The sequence below is a fragment of the Haloferax sp. Atlit-48N genome, assembly GCF_003383015.2.
Classification (GTDB): domain Archaea; phylum Halobacteriota; class Halobacteria; order Halobacteriales; family Haloferacaceae; genus Haloferax; species Haloferax volcanii.
Genome location: NZ_CP137689.1, coordinates 745,862 through 767,236 on the forward strand (window position 1 = coordinate 745,862; position 21,375 = coordinate 767,236).

Genomic DNA, 21,375 nt, shown 5'->3' on the forward strand with positions numbered 1-21,375 from the left:
GGCGACTGTACCTGCGACGGCGCGGTGGGGCCTCCCCGAGGGCTCGTTTTTGGGGAAAATCGCAAGACGGCGACGTGTTAAGCTCCCGTACCAAACCCCTGATAGGCGTCTCGTCTCTCTGTGTAGGTATGAGCACGACCGCCTCCGCCGCCGCGGTCGAGGGCGAAGCCCCCGACACCAAACCCAGCCTCTCGGAGAAACAGCGCCGCATCCTCGACTACCTCCGCTCGAACGCCGGCGCGAAGACGTACTTCAAATCCCGCCTCATCGCCGACGACCTCGACCTCTCCGCGAAGGAGGTCGGCGCGAACATGCGTCCCATCCTCGACGGCGACTTCGACGTGACCGTCGAGAAGTGGGGCTACTCCTCCGGCACGACGTGGAAGGTGACCGTCTGAGCCCCCGCTGACGCTTCACTCTGCCCCGCCGCACGCCGTCTCCGGCGTGCACCCCGGCGCGTCCTCCCTCGCGCCACCACGCACGGAACGCCGTCGTCTCCCACCCCACGTCGTTCCATCCCTGTTTTTTCGGGTTTTTTCGCGTCCCAGCGCCGCCGCTGAATGTTCTGGTTCCGAATCGACGGAGCAGCGCCGGCACCGACTCCCGGCCCGGTCAGGGGTCGAAGCGGATGAGTTCGGCCGCGTCGTCAGCGAACGCCGCGGCGTCGGAGCCGAAGGAGTCGGCGTAGCGAATCAGCAGCGTGATAACCGTCTCAGGGTTGCGGACCGCGTAGCCGTCCTCGCGCGAGAGGAGGCCCACGGCGTCGAGTTCCTTCGCGTAGGTGCTCACCGTCGCCCGCGAGACGCCCAGTCGGGCGGCGAGTTCGCTCCCCGTCGCCGCGGGGTCGCGAAGCAGGTGGACGAGCATCCCGCGCGGCGTGTCGCGGCGCAGGTAGCCGAGGGTGACCTGCTCGAACTCCGAGAACCGGCCCGCGGGGAAAAACCGCTTGTAGTCGCCGTCGCGGCTGACTTCGAGGGTGTCGTCGTCGACGAGGTTCCGAAGGTGGTACTGCGTCTCGCCGGTTCCCAACTGGAGGTCGTCGCGGACCTTCGAGAAGTGCGCGCCGGGCGTCGACGCGACGTAACCGACGATGGCGTCCCGCGCGTCGCTCGACCCCGACGAGTCGTCCTCGCCGTCGTCGCCGCCCCCGAGGCCCACGAGCGGCGTGGCGGCCCCGAGCGCGGCGAATCGACGGAGGGTCGCGCGCTTGTCTTCGTCTACCCGGCGGTTCGACATCTACCTCCACATACGAGACGGCGCGAAGAAAAGGGCTTCGGCGTGTACACCCGTCTGAATCCGGGACGGTCAGTCGATGCGACTATTCGAGGTCCTTCTCGAAGGACATCTCGCTTTCGTCGTCGTCGGCCTCGTCGGCGGCCGGTTGGCCGTTGCCCGCGGAGTTCGCGTCCGCCGAGCCGTCGGTCGCGGCCGCGTCCCCTGCGCCCTCGCTTTCCGCGACGACCTCGTCGGACGACTTGATGGGCTGTTCGTCCTCGTCGGCCTCGGCGATGACCTCGTCGGGCGACTTGATGTCGTTGACCTCCGCGCCGGCCTTGATGGCCTCGGCCTCCTGTTCGAGCTGTTCGACGTTCATCTCCGCGGCTTGGTCTATCTGGCCGAGGATCTCCTCGATGTCGTCGAGGCCGATGAGCTCGCGGGTCTCCTCGTCGAACTGCTTGCTGGAGAGGCCCTCCATGTCCTGTACGTCGGAGCCGGTGAGCTGTTTGCCGTAGCGGCCGACGAGCGAGGTGAGCTCCTGCGGGAGGACGAACGTCGTCGACTCGCCCTGTCCGATGCGTTCGAGCGTCTCCATGCCTTTGTCGATGATGGCGCGCTCGCCCATCGACTCGGCGGACTTCGCGCGGAGCACCGTCGAGATGGCGTCACCCTGCGCTTCGAGAATCTGCGACTGCTTTTCACCCTGCGCGCGGATGATGTTCGACTGCTTTTCACCCTCGGCCTGCTCGACGGCGGAGCGGCGCTCACCCTGCGCTTCGAGAATCATGGCGCGGCGGCGGCGCTCGGCGGAGGTCTGCTGCTCCATCGCCTGCTGCACGTCGGCGCTGGGGTTGACCTCGCGGACCTCGACGGACTCCACGCGGACGCCCCACTCGTCGGTCGGCTCGTCGAGCTCCTTGCGGATGCGGGCGTTGATTTCCTGGCGCTTGTTGAGCGTGTCGTCGAGTTCCATGTCCCCGAGGACCGCCCGGAGCGTCGTCTGGGCGAGGTTGGAGACGGCGCGCTTGTAGTCGTCGACTTCGAGGAACGCCTTCTTCGCGTCCATCACCTTGATGTAGACGACCGCGTCGGCCGTGACCGGCGAGTTGTCGCGCGTGATGGCTTCCTGCCGGGGCACGTCGAGCGTCTGGGTCCGCATGTCGAACGCGTAGGTCCGAGAGACGAACGGCGGGATGAAGTTGATACCCGGTTCGAGGAGCCGTCGGAACTCACCGAACACCGTGAGCGCCTTCTTCTCGTAGGCGTCCACGATTTCGACCATCTGGTACACCGTCACGATGGCGAGGACGAGCACGAGGAGGCCGACGACGACGCCTCCGATACCCAGCCCCGCTTGGAGGGCAAGTAGGTCCATACGCCCGCCTTGGGTTGGCAGAATGATAAGTATTCGTGTGATACGGGCGTCACGTCGGACGGTTTCGGGGCTGACGGGGCGTCAGATGGCGGTTCGGGTCGGTGGGGGTTCGGGCCGACCGCGGCGTCGTGGCCGGCGGTCAGACGCCTCCCGTGCCCTCGCGTTCGAGTTCTTCTTCGTCTCGCTCCGCGGACTCCTCGTGCCGCCGCGCCCGTTCGCGGGCGAGTTCGCGGTCGATTTCGTCCTCGCCGGGACCGACTCCCTCGACGGTCACGACGTTGCCGCCGCCGGGGTCGACGACGATGACCTCGGTTCCCGCCTCCAGTTCGCCGTGGACCGACCGGGCGACGTAGTAGGGGTTGAAGCCGCCCTCGTCGAGTTTGACCTCGCCGCTGGTCGGCGTGACGCGCTCCGTGACGCGCCCCATCTTGCCCGTCAGCGCGTCCGAGTCGCTCGTCTTCCCTTCTCCCTTCCCACCGTAGATATCGAGCTCTCGGTAGCCGTAGAGCGCGAGCGCGCCGAAGACGAAGACGAGCAGCCCGAGAATAATCGGGCTTGCCAGCGGTGCGATGAGGAGACCGGCCAGCCCCGCCGCGAGGAGGGCCACGCCGAGGACGACGAAGTGCGCGCCGGGGGCGATGGCCTCCGCGAGCGACAGGCCGAGCCCCGCGAGCACGAGCAACAGCGGGAGCGTCTCGGGACTGACGAGACCGGTCTGTAACGGGAGCGGCGGGTATGCCATACCGGGTCTAGGGCCGTCGCCCGATTAAGGATTGAGGGTCGAACGCGGCGCGCGTTCGACGCGCCGGATTCGGCCGCGCTCAGTCGTCGCCGTTCGGGTCGGTCGAGACGGCGTCGTCGTGGACGAACGCCACGGTGTCCTCGTTGGTCGGCTGGACGAGGACGGTCCCCGTGGTCGCGTTCGTCGGCACGGTGAAGACGGTCCAGACGTGCGCGTCATCGCCCGGGGCGAACAGCCCGCCGTTGTCGAAGCCGGTCGCGTTCGACAGCGGTTGGTGCCCGTATCTGACGCCGTCCGATTCGAACACGAGCGCCGACTGCGACAGGGTTCCGGGCGAGTCGCCGGTGGCCGTCGCGTTGAAGCCGACGACGACGAACCGCTCTCCCTCCGGCGGGGCGTACGTCTGATTGCCGACCCGAAGCGTGTCGGTCGTTTGGGCGTTCCACCGGGCGACCACGTCGGCCGAGTCGGCGCTCGCACTCGACAGGGCGGAGACGGAGACGCCGTGGTCGCCCCCGGAACCGCCGCCGCTCGACCCGCCGAGTCCGTCCAGCATCGGCCCGAGCACGGCGACGGAGCCGAGCGCGAGGACGAGCAAGAGGACGGCGACGACGACGACGCGAACGCTCGGCGGCGACCCGGATTTCAGGTCGTCGACCGACGACGGAAGCCTGTCGCGGAGCGAGCCCGCCGAGGAATCGCCGCCACCGCCGTCACCGCTATTGCCGCCGTTATCGCCGTCACCACCACCGGCGTCGCCACGGCCGTCGATGAGCCCGGCGAGTCGCTCGCGGACGGCGGCTATCGGGAGCGACGCCAACGCGTCTTCCACGGGTTCGGGCAGGTCGAACGGCAGGCCGAACTCGACCTCGGCGGTCTCGAACACGTCGCCGTCGGTGTACTGCTTGACGGTCTGTTCGAGGCCCTCGTCGGCGACGGTCTCGCCGAGTTCGTCGCGGTCGAACAGCGTCACGTCGTGGTTCGTGGCGAACCCGCGGACCGCGTCAGCGAACTCGCCCTGCGTGGCGACGACGACGGTGTCGACGCCGCGCTTTTTCGCGTGCGCGACGAAGCCCTTGATGTGCTCGGTTTCGACGGTCGTCTCGACGGTCGGAAGCACGAGCATGAGTCCCTTCGTGCCGTCGCCGCGCTGGCCCTGCACGAGGTTTCTCCCCTCGCCGCGGGGCTGAGCGTTCGTCTGCCAGTTTCGCTGCGTCCAGAGGTCCGAGAGAAAGCGGACGAACTTCGTCGGTTCGAGTTCGACGAGTCTCGTCACTGTTCGCGTCCCTCCGGGCCGTCGGGGGCGGGTCGTCGGTCGTGTCCGCGTCGTCGGTCGTGTGTCATCTTGTCGTCTGGGTGTTCGTCGGCGTCGCGGCCGCCGTGCGGCCGGTTCGGTGCGAAGCACGCGACGGCCGGGAGGGATATCGTCGCCACCGTGGGGTCGCTACCGCGGGTGGGTCCGTCGCGGGCGCGGGCGGCGCGACCACCGGCGTCGGAACCCGGCGTGCCGCGGAGCGCACCGACGCGGCGACCACCACGGGAGGTGTGCGGACTGCGCGACTCAACTCGGCTGGGCCGGGGAGTTGGCGGTGGTTCCCCTCGGGGTCACATAAATCAACAGTCCCGATTATCAAAACGGAAAGTCGGACGGCGGAAGCCGGCTCTCACAGTGGGTCGCGGTCTGCGTCCGGCGGGTCGCTCAGAACGCGCCCGGGTACACGGTGACGACGATGAGTCCGACCGCGAGAAGGACGCCGAGCAGGACGAACACGATGTTCTCCGCCCGCGGCGACTCGGGTTCGATGGGAAGCTGTTCGAACTCGGGCTCGTCGTCGATGATGCCGTCGGGGCCGACGTCGTCGACGCCGAAGCGCCACTCGCCGTCGCCGTCGCCGTCGCCATCGCCATCGCCGTCACCGTCGCGGTCGTCGTCGGCCTCGGGAGAGGGTGCGCGGGACATCGACTCGTGCGTAGGCGTCGCGGCGGGAAAGGGCTACCGCACTCCTACCGGCTGTCGCGGTCGTGGTTGATGACGTCGCCCTCGTAGACGATGCCGCGCTCGGCGTGGAGCGTGACGGTCGCGCCCTGCGCGATGGTCTTCGGCAGCGGCGCGCCCGAGACCATCGGGATGTCGAGTTCGCGCGCGACGAGCGCCGGGTAGCCGGTCATGCCCGCGCGGGCGTCGACGATGCCGGCGAGCTTGTCGGCGTCGCCGTCGAACTCGCCGTCGAACTCGGATGACAGCGCGAGAACCGCGCCCTCGGGGACGTCCGTGAGGTCGCCGTCCTCGGTGCGGTAGAGGGGGCCGGCGACGCGGCCGCCGACGATTTTCCGGCCCGTGGCGACGGGCTCGGCGGCGACGTGGACCTTGAGCATGTTCGTCGTGTTCGTCCCTTCGAGCTCCGTCATCATGCCGGAGAGGACGACGATGGTGTCGCCGGACTCCGCGACGCCGGCGTCGAGCGCGGCGGTGACGGCGTCGTCCATGACGCCCTCGACGCTCGGGCTGTAATCGGCGTACTGCGCCGAGACGCCCCACGAGACGGCGAGCTGGCGGCGCGTCCGGTCGTTCGGCGTGACGGCGACGACGGGCACGCCGGGGCGGAACTTCGCGGTCTTCCGGGCGGTGTAGCCGGACTCGGAGACGGCGACGACGGCCGCGGCGTTCACGTCGCGGGCGAGGTAGCGCGCCGAGCGGGCGAGCGCCTCGGTGCGGGAGCCCTCGTCGGCGGTCGGGACGCGCTGTTCTTGGCTCTCGTCGTACTCGGGGCTGGCTTCGACTTCCTTGACGATGCGGGACATCGTCTCGACGACGCGGACGGGGTGGTCACCGACTGCGGTCTCGCCGGAGAGCATCACGGCGTCGGTGCCGTCGAGGACGGCGTTGGCCACGTCGGACGCCTCCGCGCGGGTCGGGCGGCGCGAGCGGACCATCGAGTCGAGCATCTCGGTCGCGGTGATGACCGGCACGCCCGCGGCCTGCGCTTTGCGGATGGTGCGCTTCTGGATGATGGGCACCTCTTCGAGGGGGCACTCGACGCCGAGGTCGCCGCGGGCGACCATCACGCCGTGGGCCGCCTGGATGATTTCGTCGAGGTTGTCGACCGCGCCGGCGCGCTCGATTTTGGCGATGATGGGAATCTCCGCGCCGAGGTTCTCGAGGGTGTCGCTGATGGTGTAGACGTCCTCCGCGTCGCGGATGAACGAGGCGGCGACGTAGTCGACTTCCTTCTCGGCGGCGAGCTTCAGGTTCTCGTAGTCGGAGTCGGTGATGAGGTCGATATCGAGGTCGACGCCGGGGACGTTCACGCCCTTGCGCGAGCTGAGCTCCCCGCCGGAGACGATGGTCGCGTGGACCGAATCGTCCTCGACGTACTCGACGGTGGCCTCGATGCGGCCGTCGTCGAGGAGGATGGTGTCGCCGGCCTCCGCGGCGGTGATGGAGTACGACAGGCCGACGGCCTCGGGCGTGGCCTCGTCGCCCTCGTAGAAGCGGACCTCGCTTCCGGTTTCGAGGTAGATGTCCTCGTCGATGTCGGCGGTTCGGACTTCGGGGCCTTGCAGGTCGAGCATGGCCGCGAGCGGTTCGTCGGTCGCGTCGTCGACGGCGCGGATGCTGTCGATGACGTCGGACCGGTGTTCGACGTTGCCGTGGCTCGCGTTCATCCGGGCGACGCTCATGCCGGCGTCGGCGAGCCCGCGAATCGTCTCTCGGTCGAACGACGCGGGACCGAGGGTGCAGACGATTTTTGCGTTTCTCATGGCGTCGCCTACGAGTGACTGATAAAAAAGCCCGATGATGAACTCGGTGCCGAGTAACGGGTTCGCATACGTACTCTCTATAGTTCGCCCGTCGAACTGACCGCTCGGGCGGCCTCACGGAACTATAATGGTCGTTTGATAAATTCCTCTGTCGTATCTGACGTATCCCGGGTCGCGGAACTCGTTTCTGTCCGTTCCTTCCCGGAGCGTCACGGGCTCGCCCCCGAGCGCCTGCCGGAACGCAGACTGTTGGTCCGGGGCGAGGTTCTGGTACGAGACGGCCCCCTCGCCCTGCGGGAGGTCGTCGACTCGGGTGACGCTCAGCCTCGCCGTCCCGCTTCCGCCGCCGAGACAGCCCGTCGAGAGGACGAGCGCCGCGGCGAGCAACACGCTGACTCGCATGGACGGCGCTCCAGCGTCGCCGCTCAAATCGGCTCCGGTCTCGGGGCGGGATTCGAGCGCCGAACGCCGGCTCAGTCGGAGACGGTCGTCCGGTAGATGTCGCCGTCGTACCGGACGTAGCCGGGGTCGACGAACTCGTTTCGCGCCGATTCGTTCGGTAGCGCCACCGGCTCGCCGGTCGAGACGGCCTCCGCGAACGTCTCGCGCTGGTCGGGGTCGAGGTTGCCGAAGGCGACCGCGCCCTGTCCCTGCGGGAGTTCGTCCACGCGCTCGACGGTCAGGGTGCCCGCGCCGCCGCCGGTGACCGCGGCGACGACGCCCGCGAACACCGCGAGCGCGACGACGACTCCGACCGCTTCCCGTCTTCCGATTCGCATGGCCGACGCTCGGGGGTCGGCGCAGTTAGGCGCTGTGGTCCGCGTCTGCCACGAGGACGGTATCGGCAGCGACACGGCGCGTCGAAAATATCGGGTCGCGGTCAGTCGCGTATCGGGTCGGAACGGCCGTCTACTGCACCTTCGTGCCGGGGACGGCGTCGCCGTGGGTCGTCAGGATGTCGGCCTCGTCGCCCGCGGCCAACAGCATCCCGTTGGACTCGACGCCGAACAGTTCGGCCTTTTCGAGGTTGGCGACGATGACGACCTTCGAGCCGGAAAGCGAATCGAGGTCGTGAAGCTGCTTGATGCCGGCGACGATTTGGCGCTCTTCGACGCCGATGTCGACGGTGAGCTTGGCGAGTTTGTCCGCGCCGTCGATGCCCTCGGCGGCGACGATTTCGCCCACGCGGATGTCGAGTTCTTGGAACTCCTCGAAGCTGATTCGGTCGTCCGCGATGGGTTCGAAGTCGATGTCGGTGTCGGTGTCAGCGTCCATATCCTCCTCGGCGTCCCCGTCGGACTCGTCGCTTTCGGATTCCGTCTCGGCCACGCGCGCTTCGAGCTTCTCGTTGAGCTCTTCGACGCGCTCGTCTTCGATTTTCTCGAACAGCGCCTCGGGCTCACCGAAGGACGCCGGCGGGGCCTCGAAGGCGTCGTCGACGCCGGTGTCGGCCACCGAGCCGTCTTCACCGAGCTGTTCCCAGAGCGCCTGCATCTTTTCCGGCGCGACGGGGAAGAACAGCACGGCGATGGCCTTCGCGATTTGGACGCAGTCGCGGATGACCTGCGCCGCGGCCTCGGGGTCCTCGTCGGTGAGCTTCCACGGCTCGTTGCGCTGGATGTACTCGTTGCCGAACTGCGCGAGGCGAACGGCGGCGTTGCCGGACTTCCGGACCGAGTAGTCGTTGATGCCGGCTTCGAACTCGTCGATGGCCTCCTCGATGCGGGCTCCGACTTCCTCGGACACCTCCGCGTCCGGCGTCCCCTCGAAGTTGCGGTACGCGAACAGCATCGACCGGTAGAGGAAGTTGCCGACCGTGCCGACGAGTTCGCTGTTCACGCGGTCTTTGAACTTCGACCACGAGAAGTCCACGTCCTGCTGGAAGCCGCCGTTGGTGGCGAGGTAGTACCGAAGCAGGTCGGGGTGGAAGCCCTCGTCGAGGTACTCGTCGGCCCAGACGGCGCGGTTGCGCGAGGTGGAAAAGCCCTTGCCGTTGAGCGTGATGAAGCCGGAGGCCATGACCGCACGCGGTTCGACGTAGCCCGCGCCGCGGAGCATCGCCGGCCAGAACACGGTGTGGTGCTGGATGATGTCGCGGCCGATAATGTGGACGATGTCTCCCGCGTCCTTCCACGCGGCCTCCCAGTCGAAGGTGTCGGCGCCGACGCGCTCCGTGTACTGCTTGGTCGAGGAGACGTACTCGACGGGGGCGTCGACCCAGACGTACAGGACGAGGTCGGAGGTGTCGGACGGCGACGAACTGCCGTCCGACTCGTCGCCCTCGTCACGCCCAGACTCCGTCTGGTCTGCCTCCGAATCCTCGGCGGGTTCGGAGACGCCCGGGTAGTCGATGCCCCAGTCCATGTCGCGGGTGATACACCAGTCTTGCAGTTCGCCCTCGATCCACTCGCGGGGCTGGTTCCGGGCGTTCGAGGTGCCTTCGAGGCGGTCGATGAAGTCTTGCAGGTAGTCTTGGAGGTCGGAGACGGCGAAGAACTTGTGCTCGCGCTCGCGGTACTCCGCGGGGTTGCCGGTGAGCGTCGAGGTCGGGTCTTCGATTTCGCCGGGTTCGAGGTGGCGGCCGCAGCCCTCGTCGCACTCGTCGCCGCGGGCGTGCGCGCCGCAGTACGGACACGCGCCCTCGACGAAGCGGTCGGGGAGCCACTGGTCCGCGTCGGGGTCGTAGGCGACCGGAATCTCCTTTTCGTAGACGTAGCCCTCGGCTTCGAGCGTGCGGACGATTTCCTGCGTCAGTTCGGTGTTCGTCTCGTCGTGGGTGTGGCCGTAGTTGTCGAACTCGATGTTGAAGCGGGGGAACGTCGCCTCGTACTTCTCGTGGTGGCGGAGCGCGAACTCCTCGGGCGTGACGCCCTCCTTCTCGGCGTTGACGGCGACGGGGGTACCGTGCATGTCCGACCCGCTAACGAAGGCCGTCTGCTGGCCGAGTGTTCGCAGCGAGCGACTGTATATGTCGCCGCCGACGTACGTTCTGAGGTGGCCGATGTGGAGGTCGCCGTTCGCGTACGGCAGTCCACACGTCACCACCGCTGGGTTCTCCGTGGGGAAGTCCTCGTGACTCATATATGTCGTGTATCTCGGAAGCGGGCCTAAAGCCCGCCGCTTCGGATGCGTCTGTCTGGCGGTGCGATTCTGCCCCGAGGTTCGCCGGGTCCGACCGTCGTCTCACGTTACCGAGGCGACGATTGGAGGCGGGTCCACCCGCGGCTAAAAGGGAGCGCGCATACGCATGTTGTCGGGGAGACCCGTCGCGGTCACACCGGTACTGAAGCCGAGCGGGCGTATAAATTGTTGGGACGCTCCGGCAACGCTCGGTGTGCTCGGGACGCTTGGGGGCTCGCCCCTCGCCCCAATCAGAGGAACGCCAGCGCGGCCTCGATGCCGATGACGGTCACGACGAGTCGGCCGCAGGAGCCGACGAACGTCGCGGCGGCGAACTTGAGGTAGTCGTCTTCGAGGACTGAAAACGCGTAAATCGAGAGCGTGTCGGGAAAGCCCGGCACGCAGAGCGCGGCCGCGAGCCCGGCGAAGCCCCAGTTCTGTGCGATTTGGACGGCCTTGCGCTCGGTCCAGCCCATCACGTCGACGGGCAACCGTTCGAGCGCCCGCTCGACGTAGCCCGACTCCTTCGTCTGGCGGCCGATGTGGAACGCGAAGACGCTCCCGGCGGCCTTGCCCGCGCCGCTGACGAGGATGATGACCGCCAGCTTCGCGCCGTGGGAGAGGCCGAGGTCGAGCGGCGCGGCGAGGACGATTTCGCTCACGCCCGGGAGGGCGAAGGCGATGAGAAACGAGTAGGCGAAGATGATGACTAGCCCGACCCAGCCGGTGGCCGTCTCGACGAGCGACGAGAGCCACGAGAAGTCGGGGTACAGACTGAGCGTCAGGTCTGCGAGCGATGCGAACGCGGTGAGGGACACACGAGAGGGTCGAAGCCAGTCGGTTGTAAGTTTTCAGGTTCGGACCGGTCAGTTACGCGCCGGTCCCGACCGGAGGTCGTCGAGGTCCGAGAGGAACGCCCGGAGCGACTCGCGGGAGACGTGCGGCATACAGACGATGCGGAGTTCGCCGCTCGCGGTCCGCGAGATGCGCCAGCCGAGGTCGCGGAGCGACTCGAACTGCTCGTCGGGGACGCTCGCGGCGACGAGCGGGAGTTCGGGTTCGACGGCGTCGTAGCCGCGGGCGCGGAGTTCGTCGTAGAGCCAGTCGGCGTTCGCCTGCTGGCGCTCGTAGGCGTCGCGGTAGCCGTCGGGCCAGAGTTCGCGCATCGCGGCGGCCGCGGAGGCGACGCCCGCGCCGCTTCGGGTCCCGGTGAGGCTCGCCTGCGAGGCGGATTCGAGGTACGGCGTATCCACCGCCAGCGAGTCCACGACCGACTTGTCGCGGAACAGCAGGCCGCCGGCGGGGACGACCGCCTGCCCGTACTTGTGGGGGTCGATGGTCATCGAGTCGACGGGGGCGTGGGCGAACGACCACTCGTGGTCGGTGAAGGGGAGGACGAAGCCGCCCCACGCGGCGTCGACGTGCATCAGCGCGCCGGCGTCGTGGGCGACCGCCGTCAACTCGGGAATCGGGTCGACGCGGCCGAACTCGGTCGTGCCGGCGACGCCGGCGACGAGGACGGTGTGGTCGTCGACCGCCTCGCGGACGGCCGCGACGTTCGCGCGGTAGTCGTCGTCGACGGGGGCGATTCGGAGCTCCACGTCGAGCACGTCGGCGGCCTTCTGGAAGCTGAAGTGGATGCTCTCGGGGGCGACGACGTTCGGGTCGTCGTCGCGGGCGTGGTTTCGCGCGGCTCGGATGGCCTGGATGTTGGCTTCGGTCCCGCCGCTCGTCACGTAGCCGTGGGTGGCCGAGAGGCCGGTAATCTCGCCGAGGTACGAGAGTGCGTCTTCTTCGAGGGCGGCGACGGCCTGATAGGTCGCCGGGTCGCCGGGGTTGGTGGCAAAGAACCGCTCTGCGGCCTTTCGGGCGGCCGGGTGCGGTCGGGTGCACATCGAAGAGAGGACGCGGTCGAACTCCTGCGGTGCCGCGCGCTGCATGCATCCCACTATACCCACGCCCAGTATATCGGTTCCGCTCCGGTGCGCCGCGTCGCCCAGCCGACGGCCACCGCTACTGGGTCGAGAAAAGGCGGAACGCGGGTGGTCGGCCCTCGACTTCGACGGACCTCAGCGGACCGAGTCGAGGAGGAGTCGCTGTTCGACGCGCTTGACCTCGTGTTGCACGTCGCGGACGGCGTCGATGTTGGCCGAGATGGAGCTGACGCCCTTGTCGACGAGGAACTGGACCATCTTGGGCTTCGAGCCGGCCTGCCCGCAGATGCTCGTCTTCACGCCGACCTCGCGACACGTCTCGATGGTGTCGCCGATGAGTTTGAGCACCGCCGGGTGCAGTTCGTCGTAGATGTCGGCGACGTGCTCGTTGTTGCGGTCCACCGCGAGGGTGTACTGCGTCAGGTCGTTCGTGCCGAAGGAGGCGAAGTCGATGCCGGCGTCGGCCAGTTCTTCGATGCAGAGCGCCGCCGCGGGCGTCTCTATCATGACGCCCCACTCGCGCTTTTCGGGGTCGATGCCGGCCTCGCGCATGTGCTCTTTCGCCCGCAGCACGTCCTCCGCGTCGTTGACGAGCGGGAACATGACTTCGAGGTTGTCGTAGCCCATGTCGAACAGGCGGCGGAACGCTTGCAGTTCGAGGCGGAACACGCTCGGGTTGTCGAGGCCGCGGCGGATACCGCGGTAACCGAGCATCGGGTTGTGCTCGCGCGGCTCGTTTTCGCCGCCCTCCAGCTGTCGGAACTCGTCCGTCGGCGCGTCGAGGGTGCGGACGCGGACCGGCCGCGGGTAGAACTCCTCTGCGGCCTCGCGGACGCCCGAGACGATTTCGTCCACGTAGGCGCGCTCGCCGTTCTGTTCGATGAACCGCTCGGGGGTCTTGCCGAGCGTGAGTACCATGTGCTCGATGCGGAGCAGGCCGACGCCGTCAGCGCCCGTGGCGGCCGCGCGCTCGGCCGCCTCGGGGATGGAGACGTTGACCTTGACCTCGGTCGCGGTCATCGGCTTGACGGGCGTCTTGGGGCGGGCCTCCTCGACGGGCTGGCGCTGTTTCTCCTCCGGCTCTTCGCCCTCGCGGACGGTTCCCTTGTCGCCGTCGATGGTGACGACCTCGCCGTCTTCGAGGGTCTTCGTCCCGTCGCCGGTGCCGACCACCGCGGGCACGCCGAGTTCGCGGGAGACGATAGCCGCGTGGGAGGTCATCCCTCCCTCGTCGGTGACGATGCCGGCGGCGCGCTTCATCGCGGGCACCATGTCCGGCATGGTCATCTCGGTGACGATGATGTCGCCCTCGGCCACTTGGTCGAGGTGGTCGAGTTTGGTGACGATGCGGGCGCGGCCGGAGGCGATGCCGGGGCTCGCGCCGAGGCCGCGGATGAGCACGTCGTCGCCGGTCGCGGTCGCCCGCGAACTCCCGCCGCTGTCGCCTTCGCTTTCGGTTTCCTCGCCGTCGTCGCCCTCCGCGATGGTCGTAATCGGGCGCGACTGGAGCATGTACACCTCGCCGTCGTAGACGGCCCACTCCACGTCCTGCGGCTTCTCGTAGTGGTCTTCGACCAACTCGCCGAGTTCGAGCAGGCGGGACACCTCGTCGTCGGTCAGGACGCGCTCGTGCCGGCGACCGTTCGGCACGTCGCGCATGACGGTCTCGCCGCTTTCCTCGTCGCGGACGCACATCGTCTTCTTGTCCGCGATGGTCGCCGTTTCGACCTCGCCGCTCTCGCGGCTGACAACGTAGTTGTCGGGCGAGACGGTGCCGGAGACGACGGCCTCGCCGAGCCCCCACGCGGCCTCGATGATAATCTCCTTCTTGCCGGTCGAGGGGTGGCGGGTGAACATCACGCCGGACTTCTCGGCGTCGACCATCTGCTGGACGACTACCGCGATATCGACCTTGTCGTGGGGGAATCCCTTCCGGTTGCGGTAGTAGATGGCGCGCTCGGAAAACAGCGAGGCCCAACACTCCTTGACGCGGTCGAGGAGGTCCTCCTCGGTGACGTTCAGGAACGTCTCCTGTTGGCCCGCGAAGGAGGCGTCCGGCAGGTCCTCGGCCGTCGCGGACGACCGGACGGCGACGAAGGCGTCGCCCTCGCCGACGCTCCGGTAGGCGTCGAGAATCTCTTCCCGCACGTCGTCCGGCATCGGCGTCTCCATGATGAGGTCGTGCGCCGCCTCGTGGGCCGCCTGGAGCGCCGCGGAGTCCTCGTGGTCGACCTCGACCGCGGCGAACAGCTCGTCGTCGATGCCCGCGTCCTCGATGAACGCGCGGTACGTGCTCGCCGTCACGACGAATCCCGGCGGCACGGGAAGCCCCGCACCCGTGAGTTCACCCAGCGACGCGCCTTTCCCGCCGACCAGGTCGAGGTCGTCGGCCCGTACGTCGTCCAGCCAGACTACAGCCATGTGATGTTCGTATGGTCCCGCACCCCGATAAAGAAGTTTGCGAACGAAACAAGTATGAATGAAAACTCACTCGAAGCCGAGTATGAAATTGCGGCGACGGCGCGGAGACGCCCGGTTTTAGGACTCTCTGCGCTCCCGCCCGTGTTCCTCGCAGAGCACCTCGCCGGCGTCGGGGTCGAGGTAGAACGGCGACCCGGCTTCGACCGGCGTCCCGCAGACGGCACAGCCGTCGTCGTGGCGGAGGAAGTACTTCCCCTCGTCGCGGCCCGTCTCCAGTCGTCCGGCGGCGACGGCCGGCCGGGTCAGTCCCTCGCCGATTTGGGTGCGCTCGGCGCTGTCGGCCTCCTCGAATCGAATCGGTCGCATACCGTCGCTTGTGCCGCCGGCGGCAAATCCCTACGGGCAGCGAGGGGTTCATAACCGCTCGTCACTTGGGTGCTAGCGTGCTTCCGGAGTGGGTCTTTCTGCTCCCGCCGTGGCTCGTCGTCGGCCTCGCGGCGGGCGCGGTCGCCTCCGTCGTCGTCGCCGGCGTGTTCGTCGTCGGCGGCCGTGTGTTCCCGGAGCAGCAGGTCTCTCGCGGCCCCCGCGTCGACGGAACGGGTCGCCGTCGCGTCGAAATCCGCGACTACCTCAGCTCCATCGACGAGCGGTTCGTCGAGGACCGCCCGGTCCGCGGCGAGACGGTGGCGTTTTTCCTCCCCGACCGCGGCGTCGCCATCACCTTCGACGCGCAGGCGTTCTTCCGCCTCGAACGCGCCGGCGTCTACGCCGTCCTCTGCGAACACGAGATGCCCGGCGGTCAGCTCGGTCGCCGCCTCCCCTTCGACGTGCCGGACGTCGAGCCCGAACTGGCCGACCTCGACGACCCGGTGTCGGCCGCGTTCGACCGCCTCGACCTCCCCGCGACCGCCTCCTCCGAGGCCGTTCAGGACGCCTACCGCGCACGGGTAAAAGACGTGCATCCCGACCACGGCGGCGACCGAGAGCGGTTCCGCGAGCTACGGGAGGCGTACACGATGGCGCGAGAACACGCCGAGGGCTGAGAATTCGACTGCGAGAAAAACCGAACCCGGCGCGGAGCTACGGCTCCGTCACTTCGAACAGCACGCCCGCGTCGCGGAGCGCGTCGGTCACGCGCCCGGCGGTGTCGGTGCTGGCGACGACCGCGGCGTCGAGGCCGCGGGCCGCGGCGTCGGCGGCGACCTCGCCCGGCGCGAACCACGTCCGCACGTCGACCGACGCGTGGCGGCAGGCGACGACGGCCTCGACGCCCGCGGCGACGACGATGTCGGCGTCGTCGCACGCCGCCGCGAGCGCGTCCGAATCGACCGCGTCGGACTCGGCAAGTCGCGCCGGCGGCACTTGCAGCACGCGGACCGAACCGGGTTCCATCTCGATGACGCCCTCGAAGCCGGTGACGCTGGCCGCGCCGCCCGCCTCGGCGTCGGTGGTGGCGACCCCGATGGCCGGCCCGTCGTCGCCGGGCGTGGCGTGAAGTAGCCCCTCGCGGAGCGACAGCGTCACCGTGTCGCCGGCCGCCACGTCCTCGGTGACGATTGCGGCGTCCTCGTTGACGCTCTCCAGCACGTCGTCGGTGACGTGTTCGGCGAACCGCTGGAGGGCGCGGGCCTCCTGAAACAGCCAGTCGACCCCCTCTTTCGTCACGCGGTAGCGCGACCGGCCCTGCTTTTCGACGAGCCCGTCTTCGACGAGGTCGCGGATGTACTCGGAGACCGCCTGACTCGTCACCCCGACCGCCTCGGCGATTTCGCCTTGGCTCACCGCCGGCTGTCGGTCGGCTATCTCGGCGAGGATGCGAAACCGGGTCGCGGTGCGCTTGTCCTCCAGTGCGCCGCTCATGTGCCGAACGTGGGACGCACTGACTAAAAAGGCCCCTGCTCCACCACGCGGTTCGACCGCCCGCTCGCAGGCCCTCGGCGCGGCGCGCGCCTCCGGTGGTGATTTGTCTCCGCCGACCCTCCACTCGGCCGTGACCAGCGTCTCCGTCCGCGAGCGCGCCATCTTTCTCCCCGACGCCGACGCGCTCGTCCTCGCGGACCTCCACGTCGGCCGAGCCGACGCCTCGGCGGTCGAGTTCCCGCTCGGCGAGGGGACCGACCTCGCGGCGCGCCTGCGAGCCTACTGCGCCGAGTTCGACCCCCGCGAAGTCGTCTTCGCCGGCGACGTGCTCCACCGGTTCGACCGCGTCTCGGAGCGCCACGTCGCGGCCCTCGAAACCCTTGCTGAGACGTGCACTGACGCCGGTGCCGACCCGGTGTTCGTCGCCGGCAACCACGACACGATGCTCGCGGCGGTCCGGTCGGGCGAGGTTCACGACGAGTACCGCCTCGCTGACGGGACGCTCGTCTGCCACGGCCACCGCGACCCCGACGGCGACGCCGAGCGCTACGTCGTCGGCCACGACCACCCGACGCTCGCCGTCGAGGGCCGCCGGCGGCCCTGCGTCCTCTACGGACCCGACGCCTACCGCGGCGGCGACGTGCTGATGTTACCGGCGTTCACCCGTCTCGCCGCGGGCGTCGTAGTAAACGGGATGCGAGGGGCCGACTTCGACTCGCCGCTGGTGCGCGAGGCGGGTCGCTTCCGGCCGCTCGTCCGCGACGCGGAGGCGGGCGAGACGCTCACGTTCCCGCCGCTGGGGAAGCTTCGACGGTTGCTCTGACTGTCGAAGTAGGCGGTGAATAGAAAAACGACGTGAGGCGCGCGATTACGACAGGTCGTCGCGGACGGCGTCGGCCGCTTCCTTGCCGCTCCGCATCGCGCCCTGAATCGACGACCACGCGGTGTAGTCGCCGGCGAGGTACGCGCGACCGGGTGCGTCGCGGGCGTCGGGCAGGGACTCGTGGACACCCGGCTGCTGGGCGAACTGCGCGAAGGAGATGTAGTCGGTGTGGAGCAGTTCGAGGTCGTCGAAGTAGCGCTCGGGGTACCACGCTTCGAGCGTCCGGCGGGTCTTTTCGAACAGCGCTTCCTCGGAGTCGTCCTGCGCGGCCGCGCCGAGGAACGTCGCGTTCAGGAGTTCTCTGCCCGGCGGGGCGTACTCCGGCGCGACCGTCGACAGCGGGACGACCGTGTTGGGGTCGGGACTCGGCGCGTTGAGCATGATGCGCTTGCCCGCGTCGAGTCCGCTCCCGCTCGGGAGCGTGTAGTACTGGGTGACACAGCCGTGGGCCTCGGTCGGAATCGACCCGACGCTGGTCAGCCGGCGCGCCTCCTTGGGGTCGGTGGCGACGACGACCGCGTCGGCTTCGAGCGACTCGCGGCCCGTGGTGACGACCGCGCCGTCGCCGCGGGATTCGACCGATTCCACGCGCTCGCCGAGGCGGAACGTCGCGCCCTCGTCGCGGGCGGCGTCGGCAAGCTGTTCGGGAACCGCCCCCATCCCCGCCGCGGGGACCGCGGTGCTCCCCGTCGAGAGCATCTTGAACGTGTACTCGAACACCCGCTTCGACGACGAGAGCGAGCGGTCGAGCGTGATGCCGCCGTAGAACGGCGCGACGAAGTGCTCGATGTAGTCCTCGGAGAAGCCCCAGTCGCGGAGGTACGACCGGATGCTCCGGTCGGCGGCGGCGAAGATTTCGTCCTCGTCGCGGGTGCTCACGTCCTGTCTGAGCGCCAGCGTCCGGAGCTTGTCGCTCGTCGTCACCTCGGGGTTGCGGACGGACTCGAACAGGCTCCCGATGTCGCGAAGGGGGTCGGAGAGCACCGCGCGCCTGCTCGGTCGGCAGATGGTCGCGCCGGGCGTGAACCGCCGGAGGTCCAGCGCGTCGAGGTCGAGTTCCCGCCGGACCGCGGGGTAGTCGGTGAAGAGGACCTGAAACCCGCGGTCGAGCGTGAAGCCGTCTTTCGTCCGGGTGCGGACCCGCCCGCCGACGTCGTCGCGCCGCTCCACGACGGTCACGTCGGCCCCGTCGGCGGCGAGGTGTCGCGCGGCGACGAGGCCCGCGAGGCCCGCGCCGACGACCGCGATGTGGCTATCGTCCATACCACGTCTCTCGGACGGGCGACACAAAGCCGCTACGGGTGGCGGCCATCGACCGACGGGAAGGGCTTAGTCCCTCCCCCCGTAAGCCCCGGCCATGCAGACGTCCGACAGCTTCTCCGGGCTGGTGTGCACGGAGACCGGCGACGAGTACGACGCGGCCGCGACCGGCCCGAGCGACGCCGACGCGCCGCTCGACCCCGCCTACGACCTCGATGCGGTCGAGTGGGACGCCGAGACGCTCGCCGAGCGCCCCTTCGACACGATGTGGCGCTACCGCGAACTGCTCCCCTTCGCGGAGCCGGTGACGGCAAACGAGGGCGCGACGCCCCTCGTCGCGGCCGACGCGCTCGCCGAGGAGGCCGAGGTCGGTTCGCTCCTCATCAAGGACGAGGGCCGCAACCCGACCGGAACGTTCCTCGACCGCGGCTTCTCGCTCGCCGTCACCGCCGCGCGCGAGGCCGACGCCGAGGTCGTCGCGCACGCCTCGCCCGGCAACGGCGCGCAGTCGGCGGCCTCCTACGCGGGCCTCGTGGACGCTCGCTCCTACGGCTTCGTCCCCTCGCGGACGCCGTTCCCGAACAAGGCCATGGTGAACGTCCACGGCGGCCAGATGAAGGTCGTCGGCGGGCGCTACCCCGACGCGCTTTCGGCGCTCCACGAACAGCTCAAAAGCGACTGGTACACCCTACAGGAGTTCGACAACCCCTACCGCCACGACGGCGCGAAGACCATCGCCTACGAGGTCGCAGAGCGCCTCGACTGGTCGGTCCCCGACTGGGTCGTCGTCCCCGTCTCGACCGGCGAACTCGCCTACGGCGTCTACAAGGGCTTTTCCGACCTCGTCGAACTCGGATTGGTCGAGTCGATGCCCAAGCTCGTCGCGGCGCAGTCGGTCGGTTGCTCGCCCGTCGCCACCGCGTGGGAGGCCGACAGCGACACTCACGAGGCGTGGAACCAGCCGGACACCATCGTCGGTGAACTGGAGATTCCCGACCCCACGGGCGGGTCGCTCGCGCTCCGCGCCGTCCGCGAGTCCGGCGGCGCGGCCGTCGCCGTCAGCGACGACGACGCGCTCGAATCCGCCGTCACCGCGGCCCAGACCGCGGGCGTCGAAGTCGGTCCCGCGGGCGGCGTCGCGCTCGCCGGCGCGTGGGAACTCGCGGACGAGTTCGACGAAGACGACACGGTCGTCGTCGTCAACACCGAATCCGGGACGAAGAACGCCGACATCCTCCGCAGCCACCTGATGGGACAGGGCGTCTGAGCGCCCGATTCGGTCGACTGGTCTCCCGCTCGAACCCTCTCGTTACCTCCATCAGACTTTTACTTTAGACGCATCTAATCCGTGGTATGTTGAGCGACGTGATGGAGGACTATCTGAAGGCTATCTACACGCTCCAGATGGAGCAGGGACCGCCGGTTTCGACCTCCGACATCGCGGAGTATCTCGGGAAAACGCCGCCGACCGTGACGAGCATGGTCGGCAAGCTCGAAGAGCGCGGGCTGGTCGACCGCGAGAAGTACAAGGGCGTCGAACTGACCGCGGAGGGCGAGACGGTCGCGCTCGAAGTGCTCCGACACCACCGCCTCTTGGAGGCGTACCTCACCGAACACCTCGACTACTCGTGGAGCGAGGTCCACGACGAGGCCGACGCGCTCGAACACCACATCAGCGAGGAGTTCGAAAAGCGGGTCGCGGCCGCCCTCGGTGAACCCGAGGTCGACCCCCACGGCGACCCCATCCCGAGCGCCGACCTCACGCCCCCGGACTCCTCGGGGCTGTCGGCGCTCTCCGACTGCGAGGTGGGCGACCGCCTCGTCGTCGCCCGCGTCAGCGACCGCGACCCCGCGGAGCTGGAGTATCTCTCCGAGGCGGGCGTCACGCCCGGCACGACCATCGAAGTGACCGATATCGCCCCCTTCGGGATGGTGACGGTCCTCGTCGGCGACGGCGGCCGCGAGCAGAGCCTCCCGGAGTCGGTGGCCCGAACGATTCGCGTCCGACCGCCCGACGAGCCGAGTAACGAGGAGGTGTCGCCCGCGTGACCGGCTGGTGGGAGATTCTCGTCGTCGCGCTCGTCACCCAGCTTGCGGTGCTGCCGGGCGAGAAGGTCCAGTTCATCATCGCGGGGCTGTCGACCCGCTTCGACCCGAAGGTCGTCGTCGCGGCCGCGGGCTCGGCGTTCGCCATCTGGACGGCGCTCGAAATCCTGCTCGGACAGGCGCTCAAGAACGCGCTCCCGCCGGCCGCGCTCGACGCCATCACCGCCGTCCTGTTCGCCACGTTCGCGGTGTTGCTCTACCGCTCCGCGCCCGACGCGTCCGCGGAGAGCGAGGCCGCGACCACCGACGGCGGGGTCTCCGGCCTCGACGACGCGCCGACCGTGTTCGGCCGCGAGCTGTCGACGCAGGGATTCGGCGGTTTCCTCCCCATCTTCGCCATGATGGCCGCCGGCGAGTTCGGTGACAAGACCCAGCTCGTCACCATCGGGCTGGCCGTGCAGTACGGCGCGACCTCGGCCATCTGGGCGGGCGAGATGCTCGCTATCATCCCGGTGAGCATCGCCAACGCGTACTTCTTCCACCGGTTTTCCCACCGGTTCGACACGCGCAAGGCGTACCTCGGCGCGGCCGGCCTGTTCGCCTTCTTCGCCGCCGACACTCTCCTCTCCCTTGCCACCGGATTCTCCGTCTGGGAGACGCTCGTCGGCACCGCCAGCGACGCCGTCCTCGCGCTGTTCTGACCGGCCGCGCGCGCCCCTCGCCGGCCACGACCTCCGCACCGTCGCTTCCGCGC

General features: G+C 68.9%; 21 protein-coding genes. 6 read left to right on the forward strand and 15 right to left on the reverse strand.

Annotated features, from left to right (window positions below; genetic code table 11):
• The first annotated feature begins 128 nt into the window (after positions 1 to 128).
• Entirely contained in the window at positions 129 to 398 is a 270-nt protein-coding gene (locus DEQ67_RS04115) for a DUF7123 family protein (protein WP_004044137.1), read from the forward strand.
• Positions 399 to 612: 214 nt separating this feature from the next.
• On the opposite strand, the gene DEQ67_RS04120 is transcribed toward DEQ67_RS04115, so the two are convergent.
• The 13 genes from DEQ67_RS04120 to DEQ67_RS04180 all read right to left on the reverse strand — a co-directional run bounded on the left by DEQ67_RS04120 (position 613) and on the right by DEQ67_RS04180 (position 14,938).
• Positions 613 to 1,236 (reverse strand): winged helix-turn-helix transcriptional regulator, encoded by a 624-nt coding sequence (locus tag DEQ67_RS04120; protein ID WP_004064346.1) that lies wholly within the window; start codon positions 1,234 to 1,236, stop codon positions 613 to 615.
• An 82-nt stretch (positions 1,237 to 1,318) separates the two neighbouring features.
• Positions 1,319 to 2,593 (reverse strand): SPFH domain-containing protein, encoded by a 1,275-nt coding sequence (locus DEQ67_RS04125; RefSeq protein WP_115860257.1) that lies wholly within the window; start codon positions 2,591 to 2,593, stop codon positions 1,319 to 1,321.
• Between the two features lie 139 nt (positions 2,594 to 2,732).
• A complete protein-coding gene (locus DEQ67_RS04130; RefSeq protein ID WP_115860255.1) occupies positions 2,733 to 3,335 on the reverse strand; it encodes an NfeD family protein in 603 nt (200 codons plus the stop codon).
• Positions 3,336 to 3,414: 79 nt separating this feature from the next.
• Positions 3,415 to 4,611 (reverse strand): restriction endonuclease, encoded by a 1,197-nt coding sequence (locus DEQ67_RS04135; protein WP_115891340.1) that lies wholly within the window; start codon positions 4,609 to 4,611, stop codon positions 3,415 to 3,417.
• 423 nt (positions 4,612 to 5,034) lie between these two features.
• Positions 5,035 to 5,295 carry a DUF7312 domain-containing protein gene (locus DEQ67_RS04140; protein ID WP_115891339.1) on the reverse strand — a complete coding sequence of 87 codons (261 nt, stop codon included), beginning with the start codon at positions 5,293 to 5,295 and terminating at the stop codon, positions 5,035 to 5,037.
• A gap of 44 nt (positions 5,296 to 5,339) precedes the next feature.
• Positions 5,340 to 7,097, reverse strand: coding sequence for a pyruvate kinase (gene pyk / locus DEQ67_RS04145; protein ID WP_004044130.1), 1,758 nt, complete (start codon positions 7,095 to 7,097; stop codon positions 5,340 to 5,342).
• A gap of 114 nt (positions 7,098 to 7,211) precedes the next feature.
• Positions 7,212 to 7,499: a hypothetical protein gene (locus tag DEQ67_RS04150; protein WP_115891338.1), complete on the reverse strand. Its 288-nt coding sequence runs from the start codon at positions 7,497 to 7,499 to the stop codon at positions 7,212 to 7,214.
• A gap of 71 nt (positions 7,500 to 7,570) precedes the next feature.
• Positions 7,571 to 7,876, reverse strand: coding sequence for a hypothetical protein (locus DEQ67_RS04155; RefSeq protein WP_115802291.1), 306 nt, complete (start codon positions 7,874 to 7,876; stop codon positions 7,571 to 7,573).
• A gap of 130 nt (positions 7,877 to 8,006) precedes the next feature.
• Positions 8,007 to 10,178, reverse strand: a complete 2,172-nt coding sequence (gene metG, locus DEQ67_RS04160) for a methionine--tRNA ligase (RefSeq protein WP_115891337.1) — start codon at positions 10,176 to 10,178, stop codon at positions 8,007 to 8,009.
• Positions 10,179 to 10,468: 290 nt separating this feature from the next.
• Positions 10,469 to 11,035 carry a YqaA family protein gene (locus tag DEQ67_RS04165; protein ID WP_004044126.1) on the reverse strand — a complete coding sequence of 189 codons (567 nt, stop codon included), beginning with the start codon at positions 11,033 to 11,035 and terminating at the stop codon, positions 10,469 to 10,471.
• A 48-nt stretch (positions 11,036 to 11,083) separates the two neighbouring features.
• Positions 11,084 to 12,157, reverse strand: a complete 1,074-nt coding sequence (gene mfnA / locus DEQ67_RS04170) for a tyrosine decarboxylase MfnA (RefSeq protein WP_115860248.1) — start codon at positions 12,155 to 12,157, stop codon at positions 11,084 to 11,086.
• Between the two features lie 129 nt (positions 12,158 to 12,286).
• Entirely contained in the window at positions 12,287 to 14,572 is a 2,286-nt protein-coding gene (gene ppsA / locus DEQ67_RS04175; RefSeq protein WP_004064336.1) for a phosphoenolpyruvate synthase, read from the reverse strand.
• A 117-nt stretch (positions 14,573 to 14,689) separates the two neighbouring features.
• Positions 14,690 to 14,938: a hypothetical protein gene (locus DEQ67_RS04180; RefSeq protein WP_004064335.1), complete on the reverse strand. Its 249-nt coding sequence runs from the start codon at positions 14,936 to 14,938 to the stop codon at positions 14,690 to 14,692.
• A 77-nt stretch (positions 14,939 to 15,015) separates the two neighbouring features.
• Between DEQ67_RS04180 and DEQ67_RS04185 the strand changes: the two genes are divergently transcribed.
• Positions 15,016 to 15,615 (forward strand): J domain-containing protein, encoded by a 600-nt coding sequence (locus DEQ67_RS04185; protein ID WP_004064334.1) that lies wholly within the window; start codon positions 15,016 to 15,018, stop codon positions 15,613 to 15,615.
• A gap of 37 nt (positions 15,616 to 15,652) precedes the next feature.
• Here DEQ67_RS04185 and DEQ67_RS04190 read toward each other — a convergent pair whose 3' ends face one another.
• Positions 15,653 to 16,432: a MarR family transcriptional regulator gene (locus tag DEQ67_RS04190; protein WP_115802294.1), complete on the reverse strand. Its 780-nt coding sequence runs from the start codon at positions 16,430 to 16,432 to the stop codon at positions 15,653 to 15,655.
• Between the two features lie 130 nt (positions 16,433 to 16,562).
• On the opposite strand from DEQ67_RS04190, the gene DEQ67_RS04195 reads away from it, so the two are divergent.
• Positions 16,563 to 17,255: a metallophosphoesterase gene (locus tag DEQ67_RS04195; protein WP_115891336.1), complete on the forward strand. Its 693-nt coding sequence runs from the start codon at positions 16,563 to 16,565 to the stop codon at positions 17,253 to 17,255.
• A 45-nt stretch (positions 17,256 to 17,300) separates the two neighbouring features.
• Here the strand turns inward: DEQ67_RS04195 and DEQ67_RS04200 are convergent, their stop codons facing one another.
• On the reverse strand, positions 17,301 to 18,578 hold the full coding sequence (locus DEQ67_RS04200) for an NAD(P)/FAD-dependent oxidoreductase (protein ID WP_115891335.1): 1,278 nt from the start codon (positions 18,576 to 18,578) through the stop codon (positions 17,301 to 17,303).
• A gap of 94 nt (positions 18,579 to 18,672) precedes the next feature.
• On the opposite strand from DEQ67_RS04200, the gene DEQ67_RS04205 reads away from it, so the two are divergent.
• From DEQ67_RS04205 to DEQ67_RS04215, 3 genes are all read left to right on the forward strand, one after another.
• Positions 18,673 to 19,842: a threonine synthase gene (locus DEQ67_RS04205; RefSeq protein WP_115802297.1), complete on the forward strand. Its 1,170-nt coding sequence runs from the start codon at positions 18,673 to 18,675 to the stop codon at positions 19,840 to 19,842.
• A gap of 86 nt (positions 19,843 to 19,928) precedes the next feature.
• Positions 19,929 to 20,624, forward strand: coding sequence for a metal-dependent transcriptional regulator (locus DEQ67_RS04210; RefSeq protein ID WP_004064329.1), 696 nt, complete (start codon positions 19,929 to 19,931; stop codon positions 20,622 to 20,624).
• Entirely contained in the window at positions 20,621 to 21,322 is a 702-nt protein-coding gene (locus DEQ67_RS04215) for a TMEM165/GDT1 family protein (RefSeq protein ID WP_004064328.1), read from the forward strand. The genes DEQ67_RS04210 and DEQ67_RS04215 overlap by 4 nt, the downstream gene beginning before the upstream one ends.
• The last annotated feature ends 53 nt before the right edge of the window (positions 21,323 to 21,375 follow it).